The sequence below is a fragment of the Paenibacillus agilis genome, assembly GCF_007786455.1.
Lineage (GTDB): Bacteria > Bacillota > Bacilli > Paenibacillales > Paenibacillaceae > Paenibacillus_B > Paenibacillus_B agilis.
In genome coordinates this window covers 3,106,885-3,128,511 of the sequence record NZ_VNJK01000001.1, presented here as the reverse complement: position 1 = coordinate 3,128,511, position 21,627 = coordinate 3,106,885, and the positions used below count along the sequence as shown (strand labels likewise).

Below are 21,627 nucleotides of genomic sequence, written 5' to 3'. Positions count from 1 at the left end.
TATGTGTATTTGCAGTGGAATGTTACTTTCTACTTAATTAGCATCAGCCTAGTGTGGAACGAATTTCAACTTAATCATATAAACGAATTTCTGCGAGCTGAAGTAATCCGCTGCTGTTGTTGATCATAGAAAATTTGTAATAACGATAAGAGGTTGCGTTACTAATATGAAATGTCTTGGTCTGATATCGGTTGGAGAAGACTTCATTGGATCTCGTATCAAGGGAATTCCATGTAGTTCCGTCATTCGAGCCGGATAGTGTCCAGCTGCGAGGATCCCTTTCAGGTAAATCATTGGCAGAAGTGATCGCATATGATTGGACTGCATGTGCGTTGGTACCTTGAAATTGGTATTGAATGGATGCTGTACTGTCAAATACGCACCACTTCGATGCCTCGTTATGATCAAAGGCATTTTCTTTGCCCTCACCTGCTGGGCTGTTCGGATTGCTGACCGTAACCATTCCGCCAGCAGCAATGCCTCTAGGTTGCTGGCTTGCTTTGAAAAAGGCACTATTGCTTAATGTTACTGCACTGATAGGGTCCCATTCTGGGAGCTCGTTGTCCTTAAAGACGTAACCGTCTCCATCCTTCAGTACGAAGAACCGATGCAGCCAATCAAACCCGCGCCACATAATGGAGTTCGGTCCTCCTTCGTGCGGTAGGCTAAGGGCGTGTCCAAGTTCATGCAGTGCGGCTCCGTAACCGATGGAGATCGCTTTCTGCACAGTAGTGGCAGGTTCACCAACGAAGGCAGGATCAACTGTGCTCAAATCGGTAAATTTGCTTTGCACCTCAGTCTCGTCGTTCGGGAATAACCATACGGTTGCGCCTCCGAATACGCCGTAATCTCCTCCGCCCAACGCAGTGTGGGCATACATATAGTTAGCGGCAGTGTCATACTTGGTAAAGCCAATAAAGGCAAGGTTTTTCGTGCCTGCTTGTGGATATTGCTGAGGAATGAGACTAGCTACTTCGTGATATAATTCATCTTTCTTGTAAGTCGTGTTGTAATAGTAGGACGTTGGATGATTGCTCTTTAGTACATGTACATTGACTTTGCCAGTGGTATTATCCAACTCCACATTGAACGTTTTGCGGCCATAGCCATTATTGTTCATCGAATCCGCTGTGAAGGATTGGATTACTTTCATATAAGTGCTGAGCTTTGCCGCATAGTTCTGAGGATCATTGGGGAATTGGGTTTGGTAGTGGGTATTTCCGTCACTTGGGACATACCAGAAGATGCGAACAAACGCGTTGTTGGTTTGTGGTACATAGATCAATTTCATAGCGGTTTGTTTCGTGCCGCTCTGGATAATTAAGTTGTTTTCACCAGGGACCAGATCTGCAAATACTTTGAACTGTCCTTGATGGACCTGACCCTGCATCACTTTGGTGTTTCGATTGGAAGATGTGTTTGTTACTGTGATGGAAGTTGCATTCGTATCACTCACTAAACCTCTGATCAAGGGTAAAGGATAGTCGATTGTCTCATTGTCGGTAAAGTTAGTCACTTCAATATCTGGTGCAGTGGGTGGATACAACTGTGTATGAGGGATGATGCTCTTCGGGGTAGATGGACTGCTCCAAAATAACTTAGATACAGCAGCAGCTGTACGGTCGTAATATTCCAATTTGATCGCGTATTTCTGTCCAGCACTAAGCGTAATCGTTCCGCTATGCTCAGTCGTATCATGATCATTCCACTGATCGATAAGCAATTGATTATTAACCCATAATCGCACGCCGTCGTTCGATGCGGTCGTAAATGTATAAGTCTCGCTAAATTGTGCTTGAACTTCACCTATCCAACGAACCGAGAATGTATCGGCTTCGATAGTTGGATTAGGGGAGTTCGCACCCCAATCGAAATTAATTGAAGAATCAAAGCGCTTAAACTTAAAGTTCGAAAAATCAACATTGTTGTAATAATACCCTGTCAGCCCTGTGCCATTTCCGACAGGGGCGGGCGTCGTACTGCTGTTCGTTACAGTTACCGTAATAGGTTGGCTTGTTGCATTTCCGTAATTGTTAATAAGCTTGGCGGTATACGTGTACATGCCGTTTGCTTTGCTACTGAAGCTTTTCAACTTAGTTTGGTGGTTTGGACTGTTGTCTATCAATGCTTGCGTGTCGATCAATACACCATTTTCATACCATTCTAATGACGTCCCGTTCTGTCCCCAATGTATGTTCATCGTGATGGTATAGTTCCCATCCCCATCCCAATTGTCATGTGATAGGGCAGGTGTACCCGGTACCCCTGTTGCGGCTGATGCGACTGTTAGCGGCATTAAGGTAAATAACAACGCCATTACGAGGCTTGCAGCTGTCCATTTTATAGACTTCATTTTGCTTCCCTCTCTTTATTTATCTATTGTGAGCTGAGATTCTAACAGAACAAATTCCATATCTGACATCGAACTTAGCAAAATTTGTGGAGGATGGCTAGCACATGACTTCACAAATGCTCGTCCGATCAAAGGAATGGAAGTATGTTCCTGTAAAGTCTAATCTTAATGTAGTAGTAATGCAATAGAATGAATCAATGATTATTTCGTCCTTCTACGGCAGTGTGCCTGGTGAGCTGGAAGGTGATCTGGCCCTGCAAGGTTAAAAAACCTATGTTATGTGAAATTGGAAAGAAAGAGGATATCCTACATACGATCAACCGAGCCTAATCCAACTGATTAGAAAATCAATTTGATCGTGAACGTATAATTTTGAGCGAATCGGCAATCCTTAAATTATCGACATCATCGAATGTCGTAGACAACCGCGGAGAAGACTTACGTTTCCCCATAAGCTCTTCGTCCGGTTTCTCCTCTCCCATGAAAAGGGGCTCTCGAAAGAGGGCCCCGATTTATTTTTTATAAGCCCAAATAAATATAGGGATTATTCATTTTCGCTCCACATTATATTTAAAAATCGCTCCTGATAAATAATTGCTTGTCCTTTAAAAATCGAGACTATGTTATTGCACTCCATATCGACGGTGCTCAGCTCAATTAAGAATCAGTTCTTTCCACAGGGGGATTGCGCTAACGGTTGCCACAGAGGCTATACCGCTTAAATGGGCTTGTTTTGAAACGTAACGGATGTCACGGAGCTTATTTTCCCAAAAGAGCGGTCTTATTCATCAAAATTGCTTAAATAAGCTATCCTACAACCGTTACATTTCTAGAATGGACGATTTCATGAAAATAACGTCTATGGCGCTCGTTAGAGGAATGGCGTATGCTGTCCTCGTTGCATCACATGTCACAAGTTACAAGTTACAAGTTACAAGTCCGATGGTACATCCAAGAGCCGATGAAGTGTCTTAAAGAACAATAAAGCTGCAACTTAGCTGATTAGTTTACATGAGTTGACAAGTCTACATAAAAAGAAATATGGCTTAGTTCCATTTGAGACTTCCTTGAATGGATCAGCCTTTATCGAAGCATCTTAATAGGTAGGGAATTGACTAAGAAGGAGGCGAACACAATGACGAATGTGTTGGTTATTAGCGCCCATCCCAATTCTGACAGCTTCAATCACGGTGTTCTAGATGAAGCCGTTTCTGAATTGCAGTCGCTCGGACATGAGATTCAAATCCGTGATTTGTATAGTTTGCAGTTCGATCCGGTAATGACGTTTGAGGATTTAGCCAATTCAAAAGAAGGTACAGCAAGAGGCGATGTATTAGCGGAGCAGGAATTGGTGTTGTGGGCGGATACATTGCTCATTATTTATCCATTATGGTGGGCAGGCTTGCCTGCACTGCTGAAAGGATATATCGATCGTGTATTCTCGTATGGTTTTGCTTATTCCATGGATGACAACGGATTACATAAGTTGTTAACAGGCAAGAAGGCGCTTTTGGTGACGACGATGGGTAACAGCGAATCACATTATCGCCAAGTAGGGATGTTCGAAGCACTACAGAAGACGATTGATGAAGGCATATTTGACTTTGTAGGTATCCAAGTACTCGAACATCGTTACTTTGAATCCGTACCAACCGTAGATGATACCACGAGAGGCAATATGCTTGAAAATGTGAAGGAAATGATTCGCACCCATATTGCATCAAGTTAAAAATGAAGAATTGACGAGATTGCCTATATATTTGTCCCTGTCGCCGTATATCACTAGCTGTATAACAAGTAAATGAAGATGTTTAATGAAGTACCTTTTCACCAAGAGAAGGTACTTTATTGCATGCAAGGGGAAGCTTGGAACAAGTTGCACTTCTTTCACTCTATCATTGAATATGTTACGATTAACGTCGAATACTGGAGAATAATCTTCTATCTTCTGTTTCGTAACACAACGAAGTGGTACATGATAAACCTACAGGCAAGGTGATAAGATGAGAGTCATTTCAGGGACGGCGAGAGGTCGTTCATTGAAAGCGGTGCCGGGCATGAACACACGCCCGACGACAGATAAAGTTAAAGAAGCATTATTTAGTATGATAGGCCCATATTTTGATGGCGGTACAGTGCTTGACTTGTTCGCAGGTACGGGTGGACTTGGAATTGAGGCGCTCAGCCGAGGGATAGACCATGCTGTATTTATTGATATGGATCCGAAAGCTATCGAGACGATCAAACATAATGTGAATGCTGCACGAGTAGCTGAGAAGGCAGAAATTTTCCGCAATGATGCGAAACGTGCCCTTAAAGCAATGGCGAAGCGGGATATGAAGTTTGATCTCGTATTTATGGATCCACCCTATCGTATGACTGATGCAGATGAGATGCTGACAACGATGTTGGAGCAAGAGATGCTGAGTGAGCACGCGATCATTGTGATCGAGCATGATTCTAACCACACGTATCCTGAACACATTGGAAGTATGACGTGCTTCAGAAATGCAAAGTATGGTGAAATCGCCTTATCTTTATATAAAAAGAAGCAGGATGAGCAAGAGGATCGAGGAGAGGAGTTATCATCATGACGAACGAATGCAAACCACGGATTGCTGTTTATCCAGGCAGCTTTGATCCTGTCACGTTAGGGCATCTTGATATCATTCGTCGTTCGGCGAAGCAATTTGATAAAGTAATCGTTGCTGTGCTCAATAATTTGAGCAAAAATCCACTGTTTACCGTGGAGGAGAAAAAAGAGTTACTGCGAACTGCAACGGCTGACATTCCCAATGTGGAAGTGGACGGGTTCCGTGACTTGCTTGTTAACTATATGGATAAAAAAGAAGCGCACGTTATTGTGCGCGGGATTCGTACCGTTACCGATTTTGAGTATGAAATGCAATTGGCGAGCACGAATCAAAAGCTTAACGAACGTATCGAAACGATCTTTATGATGACGAACCCTAAATATTCATATTTGAGTTCTAGTATGGTGAAAGAAATTGCTCGCTTTGGCGGTGCAGTTGGTGAATTCGTCACACCAGAAGTGGAACAGGCTCTCCGTCGTAAATATAGTGACATGAACTAATTTTTTATTTTCAATTTATATGAACGACATTAATAGCGTGTGTGCTGAAGGTAAGGCTCTCGAAGAGCATTACTTCTTCGGTGCCGATATATATATCCAGCAGCTGAGTACGGTGAGTAAGAGCAAGCCTGCACCTGCAAAGAACAGCAGTACAAATGGCTGAAGCCATACATACAGCAAGGACAGGTATTGCTCTGCTCCATTTATACTGTTCCACAGCATGATCCAAAGGGAATCAATATTTCCTTCAAATAAGGATTGCAATAAATACATGGATGGATGGTGGCTATGAGCTGCGATACCGATTCCAGTAGGTGCAGCAGGTGCAGCAGGTGCAGCATCTGCCCATACCGGAGCAACGGCAGCTGTGCTTCGAATTAGTGCCAGCAGCGGTTTCCAGCATACATACGTTAAAATGAATGCGAGCAGGGCGTGAAGCAATCTAGCTGCAAAGAAGCGCCAATAACGTAAGTCCGTTTGCTTGATCAAGCTGTGGACTTGCAAGTGTGAGCTAATGCCGCTCCATGCCAAGACAGCACTGACGAGGGCGGCTTGGAACTCTGAAGAGTTAAAAGCAGCGGAGCTGATCGTGAATGCCCCGAGATTAACTTCTAACAATCCATTCATAAGCAAGTTGCCCATTGTAGATGGGAGTGCAAGACGAGCGACTTGGATGAGGACGGAGAACATCATAATATAGCCGCCAATCATCATTAAGGTCTGGACAGCTGATGAGACAGCTTCGCCAAGCAGCCTGCCAATGGGTCTGCCATCCATTTGGCGGGCTTGTTCCATACTGGTAAGTACTCGTTGAGAAAAAGATAGTTTAAGCGATTGTGCTGCAGCAAGCTCAGTGGGATGAATACTTGATGTACTTGGCAGCTCCATTGTTCTTGAACGAGATAAATATTTGAAACTAGATACAGTTGCAACTTTTTGTCGTCCATCAATCATTCGCAGGAAGACAGCCGTTAGCAATGCAGTTATCCAATGTATGCAAGCGAGCAATAGTCCCACATCGGCCTGCTTCATAAAGCCTACACCTACGACAGCGACGAGAAAGATAGGATTGCTCACATGGGCAAGGGCGAGCAGTCGCTCGCCTTCCATACGGCTAATGCTCTGTTGTTGGCGAAGCTTGGCAATGACTTCCGCTCCAGCTGGATAGCCTGCAGTCCATCCTAAAGCCCACGCCCAGCCTCCGACCCCAGGAACGCGAATCAATAGGCGCATAAGGGGCTCGAGCACAACGCCTAGTGCGTGAACCCAGCCGAATGCTGTCAAAAGATGAGACAAGACGAGAAATGGAAGCAGGGCTGGAAATATAATCGTCCACCATACTTGAAGTCCTTGCAGTGAAGCTTGAAAAGCCGCTGTTGGATATAGCATGATGCTGACGACAAGCAGTACGACCGAGGCTCCGACAAAGAGCGTGTACAACGGATGTTGAAAAGGAGACGAGCGGAGTAAACGGACGGACCGCATTGAATTCACCTCTTTGTTAAAGATTAAAGGCAAGACGTAAGTCTGCACGCAGCTGCATATATTTTCATATGTACGTGAAATGGACGGGCTTTAGACCATACAGAAGGAAGGTGAGTCTGATGAATGAGAATGATGAGCAGCTTGGGAAGCAACAGCGCTATGGCGGATGGCATTTTTCCTGGCGATGGCTGATCGCTATTGTAGCATTGGTGTATTTTTTGGTGTATATGCCAACTCCATATGTGATTTATACACCAGGCAGCGCAGAATCGATCAAGCCTCTCGTTGAAGTAAAAGGCGGGGATGATACAGAGCAAGGTGCTTTCATGCTGACTACTGTCCGCAGAACCTACGCCAATATGGGGCTCATTATCTGGCACTCCTTCAATTCAGATGCCCAATTTGGGAAGAAACAGGATGCGCTGCAAGGGCGTTCAGAGGCAGAATATGAGACTGAGCTTGTATTTAGTATGAGCGGCTCTCAGAGCAGTGCTATATTAGCTGCATATAACGCGGCAAAGATTCCATACGATAAGGTCAATACGGGTTTGTATGTAATCTACAATTTGCCTACAGTGTCGAGTAATGAATTTAAGACACAAGATCGCTTATTGAGCATAGAAGGACAGAAGGTTAATACTGTTAAAGAAGTAAAAGCGATTATTGCAAAGTATAAAGAAGGACAGACGCTTACCGTTCAGATCGAGCGCGAAGGTAAGAAGCAAGACGTTAAAGCTAAGCTGGTTCGCTATAAGCCATACAAGCAAGCGGAGAACACCGTAGTAGGCTTTGGTACCACATTTGGAGAAAAGGTCGATATCGTACCTCGTAATCCGAAGGATAAGATTACATTCCATGAAAGTGATATCGGCGGTCCTTCAGCGGGGCTTATGTTCACATTGGAGCTAATTAATCGGCTGACGCCTGGCGATTTGTCACGTGGCCATCTCATTGCGGGTACAGGTGAAATTACACCGGAGGGCAAGGTAGGTATGATCGGCGGCGTTCAGCATAAAGTGGTAGCTGCAGATCAAGAAGGTGCTAGTTTGTTCCTCGTTCCAGAAGGAAACTATGAAGAAGCCAAGGCGAAAGTAGATACAATGGATACGAAGATGAAACTTGTGCCTGTACGTACGCTACAGGACGCATTAACAGCCATTGAACAGCTAGAGGTAAAAACTGCTAAGGTAAATGAAACGAAATAAATCGTTGATCTTTTCAACAATTATAAAAAACAAGCATCCAATGCCCATGTTATGGTGAGCGATTGGATGCTTGTTTTTATAAAGAAGGCTGATGTGTTTCATAAATAGATGCTGGAGCTATACCAGATATCGTTTCTGAGTTTTCAGTTCTCAATTCTATCCAACCTATGCTAATTACTTGGATGGAAGCGCCTTGGCGGCTCGTAAAAGTCGCGATAGGCTGTGCGCCCTTGTACAGAGGAAATACCAGCTGCATAGACTGCGGTAGCACGAATATCTGCGGCTAATCCAGCAGCTCCGCCAAGTATGTTATACTCTCTCGTGACCGTATGTACAACAGGTAAGGAAGCTGATTTTTTCATCTTTTTCAACAGAGTCTGACCCTTTTGGCTAAATCCGAGCACACGAATGTAGTGTGGACCGCGCTGCAGTGCTTCAGGACCAAAGTCTTCTTTCGTATGATCAAGAAGAATATGTGTAAGCATACGCTGGAGCTTTGTCAGCGTATATCGCTTGGTTTTTAATGCTTCAAGCAATGGTTGAACTCGCCATTCTGTTAGTTGTGGCAGCGTGTGTAAAATACGATGCTCTAAGCCCTCTGTGACTTCGAGTATGTTATTCAATACTTCTGGAGAAGAAGTAGATAGACGATAGAACAAAGCTGCGGCATATGACTCCCAATGGCCGAAATGCTTGCCTGCTGTCCATTGATTGATTATATCCTGCGATGCAAAGGGCAGGTATGGCTCAGCTGCCTGTGCGGACTCGTGATGAATAAGGCGCCTTACCGCAGTGGCGCTTGCAATCGAGTCCGAATGTGCGATCGTGTCGTGATAACCCGCTGCGACACGCCGAATCGTATAGGGCTTCATCGCGGATGTAAGCCGCTCGGAAGCCATCATATAGTGCAGGCCGAGCGAATTGTTCGGCTCTGCCAGCCAACTTGCGTCGACAGCAGCATCGCCGCCTTCGGCAGCTACCTCTGCTGCTGCCGCCTGAGCATACGCAGCAGGGTAACTGACGCCCTGCTTCAACGCAGAGCGCAGCCGCGCAGCGAACGCGGAATTCTCCCGCGTAAGCCGCTGCGCAGCCTGAGCAAGCGGCGCAAGCTCGCCCAGCTCGCTGCCGAAGCAAAAGGCGTCCACGACACCGGTGGCGGCAAGCGTCGCCACGGCCCCGTGGGCGAACCATTCTGCTGGCTGCACCGCATAAGCGGTCGGCAGCTCCAGCACAAGGTCAACCCCGTTCGCGAGCGCCATGTCGGCTCGCGCCCATTTATCTAACAGAGCAGGCTCGCCACGCTGAAGGAAGTGGCCGCTCATAACAGCAACAACTGCATCGGCATCGGCTATTTGTTTCGATTGTTGGAGATGATACAAATGTCCGTTGTGCATCGGATTGTATTCAACGATGAGACCAACCGTTTGCATATTTTAAATATTCCTTTCCATCAGGTATAGATGTATAATTTTCTCATTATCGTTCCCGAGCAAGTGATGGCATAATCATATCATGGACAAGCATCGATGTCCTAGTCGCTAGCAACGAGAAGAACGATGCAATCGACTGGATGGCTGCCGGCAGGAAGACGAAGGAAGTCACCGCACGCAATCTCGTAAACTGTCAAACATAATTGGTTGACAAAGCATGAGAAAAATCGCTATAATTAATTTTGTTTGTTTGGGGTGATAACATGAAATTTTCTTTTCGGGACGCGATCAATGGTCAACAGGCGCACATACGAGAAACGTTTGAGATAGAAGACCCTATTTTCAATCGCAGCGATATTCGCCGTATTGCACCCGTTAACGTCGACTTAACAGCGGCTGCGGAAGACGACGACCTAGTTGGCGTTACAGGGAAATTGACAACAACGTTGGACGTTAACTGTTCACGTTGCTTAACGCCTCACACTGAGACAGTTGTCATTCCGTTTCATGAGCATTTTAAGCTGACGGACTCTACTACTGATCTTCCAGCAGATGACGCAGATGATGTCATATACGTGACGGATGAACGCGTTAATCTGATTCCATATGTGGAGGAAGCGGTGTTTGTTCATCTACCATTTACAACTTTATGTCGTGAGGACTGCAAAGGGCTTTGCCCAACTTGTGGTACGAATCGAAATGATAAGGACTGTGGATGTTCCAATGAACGAATTGATCCGAGACTAGCAGGGTTGAAAGATTTCTTTAAGAACTAAAGAACTGACAACCGAAATTTGCAAGATGTAATTTGGGTAAGGAGGTGTAAACATGGCAGTACCTCAGAGAAGAACTTCTAAAACACGTCGTGATAAGCGCCGTACGCACTTCAAACTGTCCGTACCGGGCATGGTTAAGTGTGATCAATGTGGTGAGTTGAAATTGGGCCATCATGTATGTAAAGTGTGCGGAACATACAAAACAAGAGAGATCATCAAACAATAATCGTATTACTAGCGACTGACATTTACATTACGTGAGTGAAGTCTCTAAATACGGGGAATGTAGCATTTCATCATTTGGTGGAGTGCTACTTTTTTTATGTGTCTTTTGTTCCATTTTGTTCCAAATGAGAACTTATGCTTTTCAGAAGTGAAAATATTATATATACTACAATTAGTACCTGGTTCTAATACGAGGTTAAACCTCATGTGCGAATAGTTCATTTCGCTTACGATATAATTGGAGCAGGTTAACAAGAACGGATAAGCAGCATGTTACTCATAGTGATTAAAGGTGGTGTAACACATCGAGAAGCTACCTAAGCGCGAGAGACAACGGCAATTGGCCGGTATTATAGAGGAAAACCCATTCGTTACGGATCAGGAGCTAACACGCAAGCTGCGAGTCAGCATTCAGACCATACGACTGGATCGAATGGAGCTAGGAATACCAGAACTAAGAGAACGAATGAAAGTGATGGCAGAACAATCTTACGATCAGGTTCGGTCACTTCCAATTGATGAGGTAATCGGGGAAGTTATTGATTTGCAGCTCGACCGAAGCGGTATTTCTATTTTTGAAATTAAGCAAGAACACGTATTTTCTCGTACGCTTGTCGCACGTGGACATCACTTGTTCGCACAAGCAAACTCATTAGCAATCGCAGTTATCAACGAAGAAGTTGCCTTGACTGCTACGGCAGACATACGCTTTGTACGGCAAGTGCATCTTGGCGAGAAAGTAGTGGCAAAAGCATATGTACGCTCTGTGTCAGGTGAGCGGAACAAAGCCAAAGTTGAAGTATTCAGTTATGTCGGAGATGATTTGGTCGTCCACGGACACTTTATTATTTTCCGTTCTACATCAGAGGGAACAGTCAGCGAAGGAGGACATGAAGATGAGAATCGCCATTGATGCAATGGGAGGAGATCGTGCGCCAGCCAGCGTAGTAGAAGGTGCTGTGGAAGCGGCTAAAAATTGGAGTGAACTCGAAATCATTCTCGTTGGAGATGAACAAGCCATTAAGCCGCACTTATCCAACCAGCCTTCCAATATCCGTGTTGTTCATACAGAAGAGCGTATTGAAGCTGACGACGAGCCTGTTCGCGCAGTTCGCCGCAAGAAGGGTGCTTCGATGGTCATGGCAGGACGAATGGTACGTGAAGGTGAAGCGGACTGCATGATATCAGCGGGCAATACGGGAGCTTTAATGACAACAGGGCTATTGGTAGTCGGAAGGATGGAAGGCGTGGAGCGTCCAGCTCTTGCACCTATGATCCCAACTATGGATGGTAAAGGAATGCTGGCGCTTGATCTTGGGGCTAATATGGATGCTAAGCCTGAGCATCTCGTACAGTACGCGATAATGGGCAGCATATATAGAGAAAAAGTACACAGCATTAAGAAGCCTCGCGTAGGATTGTTGAACGTTGGCAGTGAAGCCCAAAAGGGAAATGAATTAACGAAAGTTGTATTTCCTTTATTGGAACAAGCCCCAATTCATTTTATTGGAAATGTAGAGTCGCGGGATGTATTGGAAGGCGCTTGTGATGTTCTCGTATGCGACGGATTCGCTGGTAACGTTATGTTGAAGACATTAGAAGGCACGGCTGGCTCATTATTTAATGTCTTGAAACAGGAATTTACGCGTTCTTGGCTCACGAAATTGGGCGCAGCGTTAGTCATGCCTGGATTGAAGCGATTGAAGCAAACGATGGATTATAAGGAACACGGCGGAGCCCCTTTACTTGGTTTGAATGGACTCGTCATTAAGGCACATGGCTCATCTGATGGGCGTGCGGTATTTAACGCGATCAGACAAGCACGTACAGCATTACAGCATAATTTAACGGAGACGATCTCCGCTGAAATTGTTCGTCAACCTAGCGGAAAGTGAGTGTGAGAGCTATGAAATTGCGTCCGGTTGGTATTATTGGGACGGGTAAATATGTGCCTGAACGTATTCTTTCCAATGCAGATTTGGAAAAAATGGTAGATACGACTGACGAATGGATTGTAACACGCACAGGGATGAAAGAGCGTCGTATCGCTGCTGATGATCAAATGACTTCTGATTTGGCGTATGAAGCTTCTGTTCAAGCGCTGACTGCTGCAGGAATTACAGCGGAGCAACTCGATCTGATCATTGTAACGACAGTAACACCGGATATGCCTTTCCCATCTACAGCATGCATCGTACAAGAACGACTTGGAGCCAAGCATGCAGCGGCATTTGACCTATCTGCGGCTTGTGCAGGATTTATTTATGGACTAGCTACTGCGTCAAATTATATTGCTACGGGCATGTACAAATATGTATTGGTAATTGGTGCAGAAACACTCTCACGAATTACGGATTATACGGATCGCAACACTTGCATTTTATTTGGTGATGGAGCAGGGGCTGCAGTGCTGGGTCCTGTAGAAGAAGGGTATGGCATTCAGTCGTTCGAGTTAGGAGCGGATGGAACAGGAGCGGAATTGCTTAAAATAGAAGTTGGAGGCTCGCGCTGCCTAACAGCAGTCGATTCTTCAGAAGAGAAGCGTCCTTTCATTTATATGAATGGTCGTGAAGTGTTCAAGTTTGCGGTTCGCATTATGGGAAGTGCTGCAGAGCAAGCATTGGCGAAGGCAGGTAAGTCCAAAGAAGACATCGATTTATTTATTCCGCATCAAGCCAATATGCGTATTATTCAATCAGCTTTGGAGCGTCTGAAGTTACCGGAAGAAAAATGTGTGATTAACCTTCCGAATTATGCAAATACGTCTGCGGCCTCTATTCCACTGGCACTAGCAGAAGCCGTCGAGCAAGGACGCTTAAAGCGTGGGGATACGGTTGTGCTCGTTGGCTTCGGTGGCGGATTGACTTGGGGTTCAACGGTATTAACTTGGTCATAAATAAAAAACAGTAGACTTCATTGGATGCAAGGAGTGGAATTAATGAGTAAGATAGCGTTTGTGTTTCCTGGACAAGGAGCTCAGTCTGTAGGAATGGGCAAAGATGTCTATGAAGCCAATCCAGCTTCGCGTGAAATTTTTGAGCTTGCAAACCGTGTGCTTGGATATAGCCTTACTGATATTATCTTTAATGGACCAGAAGAGGTATTGAAGCAAACGATCCATACACAGCCTGCTCTCATGACGGTTAGCTATGCACTATACACAGCATTGGCTGAGCGCGGGATTCGTCCCGATTATTTAGCAGGACATAGTCTTGGGGAGTACAGTGCATTAGCTGTAGCTGGTGTAATGAGCTTTGAGGATGCTGTTGCTACTGTACGTAAGCGAGGCGAATATATGGAGGCTGCTGTTCCGAAAGGTCAGGGCGCCATGGCAGCCGTACTTGGAGCGGGGCGCGAGCAGCTCGGGGCACTATGCGATGATATTTCTGCTTTCAGAGCTCCTGTTGAAATGGCAAATATCAACTGCCCGGGACAAATCGCTATCTCTGGTTCAGCCGATGGTGTACAGGCGGTAGTCGAGCGCGGAAAAGAAGCTGGAGCCAAACGTGTTATTCTACTTGAGGTGAGCGGTCCATTCCACTCCTCTCTGATGAAACCAGCTGCAGATCAGTTAAGCGATGCTTTCGATCATGTCAGCATGCAAGATGCGCAAATTCCGATTGTGTCCAATGTATCCGCTCAGGCGGAACAAGAAGCAGGACGTATTCGTCAACTGCTTGTTGAACAAGTTTGCTCCCCTGTACTATGGGAAGACAGTATACGGTATATGATTGGACAAGGCGTAGATACATTTATCGAACTTGGTTCCGGTACAGTGCTAGCTGGACTTATTAAGAAAATTGATCGTTCGGTTAAAGTTGTTTCCATTAACAGTTTAGAATCGCTTGAGGTGTTCCAATTACAAGCGTAAGAGGAACACTACTGTTTGAATCTTCTAGATACGACAGTACCAGCTCGGGTCGATGCTGACTTGAACCTTGACAATGTATGAAATGAAATTTTCATTGGATGTATCATTTTATTGTAAGCAGATAGATCCATCGATACGGTCTAATAGGCCTAATCTGTGTCATCGTTAATGGTGATGCAGGGCATACCCCGAAGCGGCGTATGCCCTATTAAAGGACAAGGAGGGTATTTGGATGTCCAAATTGGAAGGTAAAGTTGCGCTTGTTACTGGAGCTTCTAGGGGCATAGGCCGTTCTGTTGCGCTTAAACTCGCATCGGAAGGAGCAGATGTTGTCGTTAATTACGCAGGTAGTGAAGCGGCGGCTGCTGATACTGTGGCGGCAATTGAAGCTATGGGACGCCGTGCTGTTGCGATCCGTGCGAATGTTGGCAAAACACAAGAGGCAGATCAGCTCATCCAATCCACCATGGAACAGTTTGGCCGTATTGACATTCTCGTGAATAATGCAGGCATTACAAGAGATAATTTAATTATGCGCATGAAAGAAGAAGAGTTCGATCAAGTCATTGAAACAAACCTTAAAGGTGTTTTTAATTGCTTGAAAGCTGTGACTCGTCCAATGATGAAGCAGCGCTCTGGCCGCATTATTAATATCTCGTCTGTTGTAGGTGTGCTTGGCAATCCAGGTCAGGCGAACTATGTTGCAGCTAAAGCTGGCGTTATCGGCTTGACGAAAGCTTCTGCACGTGAGCTCGCTTCACGTAACATTACGGTGAACTGTGTTGCACCAGGTTTCATCGAGACAGATATGACAGATGCATTGTCTTCCGAGATGCGTGAACAGTTGCTCCATGGCATTCCGCTTGCTCGACTTGGCCAGCCAGAGGATATTGCAAATGCTGTATTATTCTTGGCTTCTAACGACTCGTCTTATATGACGGGACAAACGATTCATGTCGATGGCGGCATGTATATGTAAGGCTTTTCCGTCTACTATAATAGTAGATGTTGAGCATTTTTTTGTTAGTTGATTGATATGGCAATTTAGAAGGATTTCTCGTATAATACCAAAGAGGAGGTGAACCGGATGTCTGCAGAAGTATTTGAGCGTGTTAAACGTATTATCGTTGAACGCTTAGGCGTAGACGAAGCGGAAGTAACACTCGAAGCATCTTTCAAAGATGATCTTGGTGCTGATTCCCTCGACGTTGTGGAATTGGTAATGGAACTAGAAGATGAGTTTGATATGGAAATCTCTGATGAAGACGCAGAGAAGATTACGAGTGTAGGTGAAGTAGTCAGCTACATACAATCTCATACCTAAGGTTGTTCAAGTCCCGTTCATCATTGACGGGACTTCTCCACATTTAGTACATGTTTTAATGATAAAGTCAACGGTACACAAATAGATGGTGTTGAAGTATAGAGCCGAAAGTGAATATAATGAGGTGATCTTGTTTGAAGCATAGGGTTGTCGTTACCGGAATGGGTGTCATTACCGCTCTTGGTTCAGATATACCGACTTTCTGGAATCATTTGACGGAAGGCAAATCAGGAGTATCCAAGATTGAGTCGTTTGATGTATCTGAATATTCGACTCAGATTGCAGCTTCGGTTAAAGATTTCAATCCAGAAGCGTATGTGGATAAGAAAGAAGTACGTCGCATGGATCGGTTTGTTCAATTTGCTGTAGCTGCTAGTAAAATGGCTGTCGAAGATGCAAAGCTGGACATGGAATCTGAGGATCCTGAACGTGTCGGTGTTATCGTTGGCTCAGGCATCGGTGGACTTGGAACTTGGGAAGATCAGCACACGACATTGTTGCAAAAAGGTGTGAAGCGCGTAAGTCCATTTTTTATACCGATGATGATTGCGAACATGGCTTCAGGTCAAGTGTCGATGACACTTGGGGCTAAAGGACCTAACACAGCATCTGTATCCGCTTGCGCGACAGGTACTCACTCGATTGGCGATGCGTTCAAAATTATTCAACGCGGAGACGCAGATGCGATGGTATGCGGTGGTGCAGAAGCGACGATTCGTCCTCTTGGCATTGCAGGTTTCTGCGCGATGCGTGCAATGTCCAATCGCAATGACGAGCCGGAAAAGGCAAGCCGTCCGTTCGATGTAGATCGCGATGGTTTCGTTATGGGCGAAGGTTCGGGTGTACTCGTGATTGAATCGTTGGAACATGCGCTTGCACGTGGAGCTCATATTTATGCTGAAGTTGTTGGCTACGGCATGAGTGCGGATGCGCATCATATTACAGAGCCAGATCCTAAAGGAGCTGCTAGTTGCATGCAGCGGGCGTTGCGGGATGCTGGTCTTGAGACAACTGATGTCGATTATATTAATGCTCACGGCACGTCTACGCCAGCAGGCGACAAATCCGAAACAAATGCGATCAAGATCGCTTTCGGTGATCATGCCTACAAATTAGCTGTTAGTTCGACGAAGTCTATGACCGGACATATGTTAGGTGCTGCAGGCGGCGTTGAGGCAATTGTATGTGCGATGACATTGAAGGAAGGCGTTATAGCGCCGACGATTAATTTGGACAATCCAGATCCAGATTGTGATTTGGACTATGTACCTAACGTTGCGCGTCAAGCAGACGTGAAGGTTGCTATGTCTAATTCATTTGGCTTCGGAGGCCATAACGCAACAATTATTTTGAAGAAATACGAAGCATAAGGGGTCAGGCAGTTGAGTGCAGATCTGAAACAGTTGCAGCAGAAACTCAACATTACATTTCGTAATCGTCAGCTGCTGAAGCAGGCGTTCACTCATGCATCCTATGTGAATGAACACCGCTTCGGACAGCATCAAGACAACGAAAGGTTGGAGTTTCTTGGTGACGCCGTGTTGGAATTAACTGTCTCGGAGTTTTTGTTCGAGCGTTGCCCAACGCGGCCTGAAGGAGAATTAACGAAGATGCGAGCATCGATTGTCTGTGAGCCTTCACTGGTCAAATTTGCGAATCAACTGCAATTCGGTCAGTACGTTCTACTAGGTAAAGGCGAAGAGCTGACGGGTGGTCGTACGCGACCGGCATTGCTTGCCGATGTATTCGAATCTTTCATCGGTGCGTTGTATCTTGACCAAGGGCTTGAGGCGGTTTGTGACTTTTTGCGGCGTTTTATTTTCCCGCATCTTACGTTAGATGGGAAGCTGCAAACGAATGATTATAAGACACAGCTTCAAGAGCTTACTCAGCATCATAATTTAGGGGTGCTGGAATATCGAATCGTGGAAGAGCGCGGACCTGCGCATGAGCGTGAATTCGTATCCGAAGTTTACATGGGCGATCAATGTCTAGGCAGCGGCACAGGCCGTTCTAAGAAAGAAGCGGAACAGCAGGCAGCAGCCAAAGCATTGGAGCATGCAGTCATACCGAAATCATAACGTACTGTAAGCCGGCGCGTCGCTGCCGGCTTGTTTCGCAGAAAGAGCAAAGGGCAGCGTGCGAGATGGACGGAACGATGCCGTCAGCGGCTGGTTTTTGCTCTTTCTTTGTCCAGATGGCAGTAGACGAATGCATAGGTATGATGTGCATCGTATGAGTGGACAGCGATGTAGTACTAAGAAACGTTGAGGTGAATGGAGAACAATGTTCTTAAAGCGGTTGGAACTTGCAGGCTTCAAATCATTCGCCGATCGAACTGAATTGGAGTTTGTGCAAGGGATTACAGGTGTCGTTGGTCCGAACGGCAGTGGTAAGAGTAATATTTCGGATTCCATCCGCTGGGTACTTGGTGAACAGAGTGCCAAGTCGCTGCGAGGCGGCAAGATGGAAGATATTATATTTGCGGGTAGTGATGCCCGTAAGGCAGTGAATTTTGGTGAAGTGTCGTTAACACTGGATAACAGTGATAGCGCGCTTTCTTTGGATTTTAATGAAGTTACGGTAACGCGTCGTGTTCATCGTAGCGGTGAAAGTGAATATTTTATCAATAAGCAGCCATGTCGTCTTCGTGATATTACAGAGTTGTTTATGGATACAGGGATAGGTAAGGAAGCTTATTCGATTATTGGGCAAGGCCGTATCGAAGAAATATTGAGTACACGATCAGAAGATCGTCGAGGCATATTTGAAGAGGCGTCGGGTATTGTCAAATACAAGTCGAGAAAGAAAGATGCAACAAGGAAACTTGATGATACGGAACAGAATTTGCTCCGTATTCATGACCTAGTTACGGAATTGGAAGATCAGATTGGACCTTTACGGGAGCAGTCGGAGAAAGCTCGTCATTATAAACAACTGCGTGATTGGCTGAAGACGAAAGAAATAGCCGTTTATGTTCATCAGATTCAACAGTTGCATGATCAATGGCAGGCTGCAAATGAAAAGTTGCAGGTGCTCAAGCATCGAGAGTTGGAGCTTGCGACGGTCGTGAGTGAGCATGATGCTCAGCTAGAAGTGCATCGAATTGAGCTGCGCAAGTTAGAAGAAGAGCTGGAGAAGTTCCAAGCTTCACTTCTTCACTATAGTGAGGAATATGAAAAATGCGAAGGACAAGGTGAAGTACTGCGTGAACGTAGACGCAACCTTGAAACCAATGAAGCCCAATTGAAGCAGTCCATCGCAATGACATCGGAGCGAATGCAGGTCAAAGAGATGGAAGTACAGGGTGTTCGCGATAAGCTGCGTGCACTTGAAGTAGAGCGGAGTGAAGTTCATCGTCTTATTCAGGACGAGCAGTCTAGGCTTGTTGGTGTTGCTGGAAGTGCGAATTCGGATGCTGAGGAGTCGCTAAAAGGTCAATTGCTCGATATTATGAACCAGATGGCGCAGCAGCGAAATGATATTCGGTATTATGACCAGCAGCAAGAGACACTGCAGAAACGGATGGACAAGATGTCTGCCAACCGCAGCAAGCGGGAGGCGGAGCGTGCAGAACTTCTTCGCAAAATTGAAGAAACAAAGGGACGTACGGAAACGCTAGCGGAAGACTTGCTGTATATTCGAAATCGATATATGCAGGAGAATGAGCAGCTTAAGCAAGATGACAAGCTATTAGAGGAAAGTGAGCAAGCACTGCGCAAATGGCAGCAGAAGTATGATTCTCTTATTTCTCGACGAGATACGATGAAAGAGCTTCAGGATGACTTTGATGGCTTTATGCTAGGTGTGCGTGAAGTGTTGAAAGCTGCGCGTCGACCAAATGGATTGTCTGGTGTTCATGGCGCTGTAGCAGAGCTTATACGTGTTCCAGAGTACTTAGAAACGGCTGTAGAAACTGCACTTGGTGCGGCATTGCAGCATGTTGTTATGGAGAACGAGTCGGTTTCCCGTCAAGCGATTTCATTTTTGAAGCAGCGTCAATTGGGACGAGCTACCTTCTTGCCATTGGATGTTATACGTAGTCGAACCATGCATGATACGGATCGTAGGATCGTGGATGGCATTGAAGGCTTTGTTGGTATTGCTGCCGATCTTATCCAGACGGATAGTGCCTATAGCCAAGTTGTAGGCAGCTTGCTAGGCAATGTCGTTATTGCTGAAACATTGGAAGATGCCAACCGTATTGCAGCAAAGCTTAACTATCGTTATCGCGTAGTAACTCGCGAGGGTGATGTCGTTAATGCCGGCGGTTCCATGACTGGGGGAAGTTTAAATAAGAAAAGTGCGAATTTGCTTGGTCGTCAACGCCAACTTGAGCAGCTTGACGAAGAGATTCGCACGATTGATACTCAACTTGAGAAACTTTCCATATCCGTCAAGGAGCTGAAGCAGCGTACGACGACGTCGATTAAGCGGATCGAAGACTTGCGAGAGCAAGGCGAGACGAAGCGTATGAACGAGCAGCAGCTCGTTCATGAGATTGCGCAGCTAGAGAAAGAGGAGCGCCAGCATGATACGTTTGTAGAGGCTGAAGATCAAGAGCTATCACTTGCGAATGAGGAAAAGTCGACACTCCAAGCAGGGCGTTTAACGGCTGAACAGCGTCTTTCCGAGCTTAAAGTAGAAGAGGATCGTTTGAATGTAGCGATACAGTCGGCTGAAAAATCGCGCCGCGCTAGTGAAACGGCTAAGGAAGAGCTGCAAGGTCAATTAACGGACTTGAAAGTATCGCAAGGTAAGCTAGATCAAGAGCTCTTCTCACTTAGCGAGCAGTTGAAGCGTTCTGAGCAGGAGGCGCGTACGTACGAACAGGAATATTCGCATCAGACCCAATTGCTTATTCAAGTTCAGATTGATCTGGAAACGGTTGAGCGAGAGTCTGGTAAGCAGACCGAAGATTTGAACCATTTCCATGTGAAGAAGCAAGAAACGTCCAAGCAGATCGAGTTCAAGCGTGCAGATCGTGCAGCACTCGTGCAGCAGCTTGACTTAGCGGAGAGTGAAACTCGCGAACAGCGCACTGAGTTGAAACAGACCGAAGAAGCAATGAGGCAGACTGAGATTCAATCGAATCGAATGGATGTCGAGTTGGAAAATTTGCTGCGTAAGCTGAGTGAAGAATATGAACTAAGTTATGAGATGGCGAAATTCCGCTATCCCGTTCCAGAAGACATCCAAGCTGCACAGCTGGAAGTGAAGGATCTGAAGCGTCAAATTCACGCGCTTGGCGAAGTGAATCTGGGTGCTGTTGAGGAATTTGAGCGTGTCAATGAGCGGTACCAGTTCTTAAGCGAGCAGAAAAATGATCTCATTGAGGCGAAGACTACGCTGTATCAAGTTATTAAGGAAATGGACGATGAAATGTCCAAGCGCTTCAAGTCTACCTTTGATGAGATTCGCAAACAATTCGTAGTCGTATTTGCGAAATTATTCGGTGGCGGTAGAGCAGATCTGGTGTTGTTGGAGCCTGATCGAATTTTGGAAACGGGTATTGATATCGTTGCACAGCCACCAGGGAAGAAGCTGCAAAACCTTCAGCTGTTGTCCGGTGGAGAACGTGCATTGACGGCGATGGCACTATTGTTTGCTATTTTACACGTGAAACCAGTGCCGTTCTGCGTACTTGACGAAGTTGAAGCTGCCTTGGATGAAGCGAACGTGACTCGATTTGCACAATATTTGCGAGAGTTCTCAGAAGAAACACAGTTTATTATTGTTACCCATCGTAAAGGTACAATGGAAGAAGCGGATGTACTATACGGTGTGACGATGGAAGAGGGCGGCGTTTCTAAATTAGTATCCGTGAAGCTGGAAGATGATGAAGCGCATATTGCATAGATAGA

General features: G+C 45.6%; 18 protein-coding genes. 15 read left to right on the top strand and 3 right to left on the bottom strand.

Annotated elements, in window-relative coordinates:
* Window positions 1-70 precede the first annotated feature (70 nt).
* The gene (locus FPZ44_RS13780) at window positions 71-2,353 is read right to left on the bottom strand and encodes a PA14 domain-containing protein (RefSeq protein WP_144991078.1); all 2,283 of its coding nucleotides are present in this window, start codon (window positions 2,351-2,353) and stop codon (window positions 71-73) included.
* Window positions 2,354-3,488: 1,135 nt separating this feature from the next.
* On the opposite strand from FPZ44_RS13780, the gene FPZ44_RS13775 reads away from it, so the two are divergent.
* The 3 genes from FPZ44_RS13775 to coaD all read left to right on the top strand — a co-directional run bounded on the left by FPZ44_RS13775 (window position 3,489) and on the right by coaD (window position 5,447).
* Window positions 3,489-4,082, top strand: a complete 594-nt coding sequence (locus FPZ44_RS13775) for an NAD(P)H-dependent oxidoreductase (RefSeq protein ID WP_144991076.1) — start codon at window positions 3,489-3,491, stop codon at window positions 4,080-4,082.
* Between the two features lie 274 nt (window positions 4,083-4,356).
* Window positions 4,357-4,947: a 16S rRNA (guanine(966)-N(2))-methyltransferase RsmD gene (gene rsmD / locus FPZ44_RS13770; protein WP_144991074.1), complete on the top strand. Its 591-nt coding sequence runs from the start codon at window positions 4,357-4,359 to the stop codon at window positions 4,945-4,947.
* Entirely contained in the window at window positions 4,944-5,447 is a 504-nt protein-coding gene (coaD, locus tag FPZ44_RS13765; RefSeq protein ID WP_144991072.1) for a pantetheine-phosphate adenylyltransferase, read from the top strand. Before rsmD ends, coaD begins: the two co-directional genes overlap by 4 nt.
* Window positions 5,448-5,516: 69 nt before the next feature.
* Here coaD and FPZ44_RS13760 read toward each other — a convergent pair whose 3' ends face one another.
* Window positions 5,517-6,932, bottom strand: coding sequence for a nucleoside recognition domain-containing protein (locus FPZ44_RS13760; RefSeq protein WP_144991070.1), 1,416 nt, complete (start codon window positions 6,930-6,932; stop codon window positions 5,517-5,519).
* A 119-nt stretch (window positions 6,933-7,051) separates the two neighbouring features.
* On the opposite strand from FPZ44_RS13760, the gene FPZ44_RS13755 reads away from it, so the two are divergent.
* Window positions 7,052-8,137 (top strand): YlbL family protein, encoded by a 1,086-nt coding sequence (locus FPZ44_RS13755; RefSeq protein ID WP_144991068.1) that lies wholly within the window; start codon window positions 7,052-7,054, stop codon window positions 8,135-8,137.
* Window positions 8,138-8,307: 170 nt separating this feature from the next.
* On the opposite strand, the gene FPZ44_RS13750 is transcribed toward FPZ44_RS13755, so the two are convergent.
* Window positions 8,308-9,567 carry a nucleotidyltransferase gene (locus tag FPZ44_RS13750; RefSeq protein ID WP_144991066.1) on the bottom strand — a complete coding sequence of 420 codons (1,260 nt, stop codon included), beginning with the start codon at window positions 9,565-9,567 and terminating at the stop codon, window positions 8,308-8,310.
* 263 nt (window positions 9,568-9,830) lie between these two features.
* Here FPZ44_RS13750 and FPZ44_RS13745 point away from each other — a divergent pair, with 263 nt between their 5' ends.
* The 11 genes from FPZ44_RS13745 to smc all read left to right on the top strand — a co-directional run bounded on the left by FPZ44_RS13745 (window position 9,831) and on the right by smc (window position 21,622).
* Window positions 9,831-10,343, top strand: a complete 513-nt coding sequence (locus tag FPZ44_RS13745; RefSeq protein ID WP_144991064.1) for a YceD family protein — start codon at window positions 9,831-9,833, stop codon at window positions 10,341-10,343.
* 52 nt (window positions 10,344-10,395) lie between these two features.
* Window positions 10,396-10,569: a 50S ribosomal protein L32 gene (gene rpmF / locus FPZ44_RS13740; protein ID WP_028595623.1), complete on the top strand. Its 174-nt coding sequence runs from the start codon at window positions 10,396-10,398 to the stop codon at window positions 10,567-10,569.
* Window positions 10,570-10,872: 303 nt separating this feature from the next.
* Window positions 10,873-11,481, top strand: a complete 609-nt coding sequence (fapR, locus tag FPZ44_RS13735) for a transcription factor FapR (RefSeq protein WP_144991062.1) — start codon at window positions 10,873-10,875, stop codon at window positions 11,479-11,481.
* Window positions 11,465-12,463, top strand: coding sequence for a phosphate acyltransferase PlsX (gene plsX, locus FPZ44_RS13730; protein WP_144991060.1), 999 nt, complete (start codon window positions 11,465-11,467; stop codon window positions 12,461-12,463). Before fapR ends, plsX begins: the two co-directional genes overlap by 17 nt.
* A gap of 11 nt (window positions 12,464-12,474) precedes the next feature.
* On the top strand, window positions 12,475-13,464 hold the full coding sequence (locus tag FPZ44_RS13725) for a beta-ketoacyl-ACP synthase III (RefSeq protein ID WP_144991058.1): 990 nt from the start codon (window positions 12,475-12,477) through the stop codon (window positions 13,462-13,464).
* Window positions 13,465-13,506: 42 nt separating this feature from the next.
* Window positions 13,507-14,439 carry an ACP S-malonyltransferase gene (fabD, locus tag FPZ44_RS13720; RefSeq protein ID WP_144991056.1) on the top strand — a complete coding sequence of 311 codons (933 nt, stop codon included), beginning with the start codon at window positions 13,507-13,509 and terminating at the stop codon, window positions 14,437-14,439.
* A 232-nt stretch (window positions 14,440-14,671) separates the two neighbouring features.
* Window positions 14,672-15,418: a 3-oxoacyl-[acyl-carrier-protein] reductase gene (gene fabG / locus FPZ44_RS13715; protein WP_144991054.1), complete on the top strand. Its 747-nt coding sequence runs from the start codon at window positions 14,672-14,674 to the stop codon at window positions 15,416-15,418.
* 108 nt (window positions 15,419-15,526) lie between these two features.
* The gene (gene acpP / locus FPZ44_RS13710) at window positions 15,527-15,763 is read left to right on the top strand and encodes an acyl carrier protein (RefSeq protein ID WP_028595617.1); all 237 of its coding nucleotides are present in this window, start codon (window positions 15,527-15,529) and stop codon (window positions 15,761-15,763) included.
* 134 nt (window positions 15,764-15,897) lie between these two features.
* Entirely contained in the window at window positions 15,898-17,133 is a 1,236-nt protein-coding gene (fabF, locus tag FPZ44_RS13705; RefSeq protein WP_144991052.1) for a beta-ketoacyl-ACP synthase II, read from the top strand.
* 12 nt (window positions 17,134-17,145) lie between these two features.
* Window positions 17,146-17,844: a ribonuclease III gene (gene rnc / locus FPZ44_RS13700; protein ID WP_028595615.1), complete on the top strand. Its 699-nt coding sequence runs from the start codon at window positions 17,146-17,148 to the stop codon at window positions 17,842-17,844.
* 205 nt (window positions 17,845-18,049) lie between these two features.
* The gene (smc, locus tag FPZ44_RS13695) at window positions 18,050-21,622 is read left to right on the top strand and encodes a chromosome segregation protein SMC (protein WP_144991050.1); all 3,573 of its coding nucleotides are present in this window, start codon (window positions 18,050-18,052) and stop codon (window positions 21,620-21,622) included.
* The last annotated feature ends 5 nt before the right edge of the window (window positions 21,623-21,627 follow it).